This window comes from Methylobacterium sp. J-088 (assembly GCF_022829295.1).
GTDB lineage: Bacteria > Pseudomonadota > Alphaproteobacteria > Rhizobiales > Beijerinckiaceae > Methylobacterium.
The window spans coordinates 1-2,818 of the sequence record NZ_JAKSYH010000052.1; the positions used below are offsets into that span (position 1 = coordinate 1).

The 2,818-nt window shown below is 64.2% G+C and carries 6 protein-coding genes and 1 pseudogene; 3 read left to right on the plus strand and 4 right to left on the minus strand.

Going from position 1 to position 2,818, the window contains the following annotated elements; translation table 11 throughout:
* Nucleotides 1-343: 343 nt before the first annotated feature.
* The 4 genes from MKK63_RS06250 to MKK63_RS06265 all read right to left on the minus strand — a co-directional run bounded on the left by MKK63_RS06250 (nt 344) and on the right by MKK63_RS06265 (nt 1,783).
* Complete coding sequence (locus MKK63_RS06250; protein ID WP_243999765.1) at nt 344-592, minus strand: hypothetical protein; 249 nt, start codon at nt 590-592, stop codon at nt 344-346.
* A gap of 222 nt (nt 593-814) precedes the next feature.
* The gene (locus MKK63_RS06255) at nt 815-1,066 is read right to left on the minus strand and encodes a 3',5'-cyclic-nucleotide phosphodiesterase (protein WP_243999767.1); all 252 of its coding nucleotides are present in this window, start codon (nt 1,064-1,066) and stop codon (nt 815-817) included.
* Nucleotides 1,067-1,194: 128 nt separating this feature from the next.
* The gene (locus MKK63_RS06260; protein WP_243999769.1) at nt 1,195-1,434 is read right to left on the minus strand and encodes a 3',5'-cyclic-nucleotide phosphodiesterase; all 240 of its coding nucleotides are present in this window, start codon (nt 1,432-1,434) and stop codon (nt 1,195-1,197) included.
* A gap of 55 nt (nt 1,435-1,489) precedes the next feature.
* Nucleotides 1,490-1,783, minus strand: a complete 294-nt coding sequence (locus tag MKK63_RS06265; protein WP_243999771.1) for a helix-turn-helix domain-containing protein — start codon at nt 1,781-1,783, stop codon at nt 1,490-1,492.
* 39 nt (nt 1,784-1,822) lie between these two features.
* On the opposite strand from MKK63_RS06265, the gene MKK63_RS06270 reads away from it, so the two are divergent.
* The 3 genes and pseudogenes from MKK63_RS06270 to MKK63_RS06280 form a co-directional block, all read left to right on the plus strand.
* Entirely contained in the window at nt 1,823-2,041 is a 219-nt protein-coding gene (locus MKK63_RS06270; protein WP_243999773.1) for a hypothetical protein, read from the plus strand.
* A gap of 24 nt (nt 2,042-2,065) precedes the next feature.
* Nucleotides 2,066-2,227, plus strand: a complete 162-nt coding sequence (locus MKK63_RS06275) for a hypothetical protein (RefSeq protein WP_243999775.1) — start codon at nt 2,066-2,068, stop codon at nt 2,225-2,227.
* Between the two features lie 412 nt (nt 2,228-2,639).
* Nucleotides 2,640-2,818, plus strand: a pseudogene (locus tag MKK63_RS06280) (porin family protein); the annotation flags it as partial.

Below are 2,818 nucleotides of genomic sequence, written 5' to 3' on the forward strand. Positions count from 1 at the left end.
GGGGGAAGGGCCGTGGTGAGTTTGGGCCGCGGACAGCTTCGCTGGGTGTCTGCAGTGGTCGACGAAGCGCGCGAGGAGGCTGTGGACGGTAGAGAACAGTTACGCCACCGTCGCCGAATAGGGCACGGGTCCCCTCTCCCGTGCGGGAGAGGTCTGCTTTCGCAGAAAGCCGGGTGGGGGATGAGACCTGTCCGGAAGAGCCTGCCGCGGCAGGGCGTCAAGGGGACGATCGAGTTCGGCAGGTACCGACCCTCCCCCCAACCCTACCCCGAACGGGAGAGGGGACAGGTCGCGCTTGCCAACCCAGGCGGCAGACAAGTGTCGTGGACCGTGGGGGCTGTGCTCAGACGGCCAGCAAGCGCTTCGTGTTTGCAGCCACGTGCTCGCGGTAGCGGGCGATGACCGTCTCGGGTGAGCCGCCGAACATCAGTGTCGTCACAGCCTCACCGGCTGCGTGAACCTTCTCGATCACCATGGACTGCGCCTCGGCGAGTCCCTCCCTGCCGCCCCAGGCCAGACGAACCAAGCGCAGTTCAACGACGCGCTGAGCTTCGATTGCGAGCATCAGCGATGAGAAGAAGGGATTGTACACGGCATACTCCGCACCGCTGCAGATGCGGCAAGGGTTGAACACGCAGCAGCGACAGACCGATCCCGTGCACGAATGCAGGGCCGATCTGCGCTGCCCTTGTCCCTTGAGCGCTCCCCGATGACGTGGACACCGGTTCGGCGCAAGAGCGTGCGTCACAACAAAGACTTAGCGCTGTTCACGACTGCAACGCGATCGGGAGCGGCCCTGAGTCGGGCGGAGGCCCTACTTGCCCCCACTGGCCTTGTAGGCGGTGATCGCGCGCCGGCAGTTCTCCGAGATCTTGTCCATATTCTTCTTGAAGCAGGCGTCCATCTCCGGACTGTCCGGATCATTGCCGCTGCAGAAGGTGACCGCATCGCCGGAGCAATAGGTTTTCAGGTCTTTGTTGCCACGCTCCGAGGCAGACGCCCCAGGCGCCGCGAGGGCGGGAGCCGCTATGGCGATGAGGCCGAGCGCGAGGATGCTGCTGCGCATATGGGATACCTGGCTGAAGGAATTCGTCGCTGCACTAACGGCTTGGCTCGGCGATCTTTCCCTTCCGCTTACGGGGACGAGGTTCGACCCCTTCGCGGCTTTGGAGCTGTCACCGAATGGCAGCATTGCTACTTCCCGCCGGCGCTCTTGTAGGCATCGATGGCGCGACGGCAGTTCGGGGACATTTTGCTCATATTCTTCTCGAAGCAGGCATCCATCTGCCGGCTGTTCGGATCGATGCCGGCGCAGAACGCAAGGGCGTCACCGGCACAATTGGTCTGTAGGTCAGCATTGCCGCGGTTGGGCGCCTGCGCTGAGACGGGGGCGGCGACAGCGATGAGGCTGACGGCGAGGAGGAGGCTGCGCATTCTTGGTCCTTAACCGGAGCGATTGGCGGAGGTTCTAACAAACGAAGCGCGAATTTTATCCCTTCCGATTGCGAAACCGGATCCCGGCCCCGCCTCCAGTCTCAGGGATGAACGCAAGACCGGCGGCTTCAAGGGCCTGCTGCAAGACGGTCAGCATCGCAGGCTGCGGAGTGCCGCTTTCGCCCTCGAACTGACTCACCGTGACGGTGCCGACAGAGGCAGCCTTGGCCAAGTTCGCCTGAGTCCACGACAGCAAGCCACGAGCGGGGTGACCGGCACCGGAAAGCGTGGACGATCCCTCGTTTGGGTGAAGCCCATGAGAATCCGCTTCGTTATCAAAGCGGATCATGGCTGCAATCGCCATCGTCGAGAGGGCGCGGGTCTCGGAATGACCACCAGCTTGATCGCACGGGCCGCACAGGTCTGCGCCTTCGCGCTTGGCTGCGGTGTGATCCACGCCGCCCGCACCCACGCCGCTGCCGTCTCCCGTATGCTCGCCGCCATGGCGATCGTCACGGCCGCACGCGCCCTGCTGGGGGCTTCTCCAGCCGGCGCCACGGACGATCACATGAGATTGGACGACATCACCACCGACAACAGCGCCTGACCGGCGATATCTGGGAGAGCCAAGATGCTGTTCGGACTGAGCCTGTTCGCCTTGTGCAGCGGTATCATGTTGGCCATCGAGGCGATGCGGCGGCCGATAGCCCGTGGCGTTCTCGAAGGATTGGCAGGCTCCTTGATCGTATCCGGTCTTGGCCTCCTCGGCACGGGGCTACCGATGTTCAATTGACACGGTGGGCGACGCCGATGAGCTAGACCCTGCGCGTGAACCGGATCACGGCCGAGAGCGGCGCCCGGTCGATCGGGTCGATCGGGTCGACGAAGCGGTGTTCGGGCCGGGTCGGCATGCCGATGCTGGGGAAGCGGAACGCGACCCCTGTGCAGCGAGGCGGTCTTCCACCTTGTTGCATCCTGGCCACAGCCGAACGGCAATGTCCTGATGGCCCGCAACCAAAGCGTCCCTGGCATGTTGTCGCGCTCGTGCATGTAGACCGCGAAGTATTACGGCGGTCGAGGGTGCGTTAAGAGGCGGTTTACTACGATACGCCCTCTCGTCTCGCAGCGGTGTGCCCGTAAAACTACAGCCATTTGGCTCACCGTCCGGTAGTCATAGCTCCAGATTGAATGTTGGACCTTACGCGATGACCAAGCTTCTCGCCTCGCTCGCCGCCTTCACCGCCCTGACCGCCGCCGCCTCGGCCGCCGACCTGCCGCGCCGCGCCGCCCCGCCGCCCGTGTTCACCCCCGTGCCGGTGTTCACCTGGTCGGGCGCCTACTTCGGTATCAACGCCGGCTACGCCTTCGACGCCTCCAGCCGCTC

What these genes read in the sequence shown, in the direction of transcription:
- MKK63_RS06255 (WP_243999767.1), bottom strand. Translation starts at nt 1,066, where the DNA reads ATGCGCAGCAGCATCCTCGCGCTCGGCCTCATCGCCATAGCGGCTCCC.
- MKK63_RS06260 (WP_243999769.1), bottom strand. Translation starts at nt 1,434, where the DNA reads ATGCGCAGCCTCCTCCTCGCCGTCAGCCTCATCGCTGTCGCCGCCCCC.
- MKK63_RS06265 (WP_243999771.1), bottom strand. Translation starts at nt 1,783, where the DNA reads ATGATCCGCTTTGATAACGAAGCGGATTCTCATGGGCTTCACCCAAAC.
- MKK63_RS06270 (WP_243999773.1), top strand. Translation starts at nt 1,823, where the DNA reads ATGACCACCAGCTTGATCGCACGGGCCGCACAGGTCTGCGCCTTCGCG.
- MKK63_RS06275 (WP_243999775.1), top strand. Translation starts at nt 2,066, where the DNA reads ATGCTGTTCGGACTGAGCCTGTTCGCCTTGTGCAGCGGTATCATGTTG.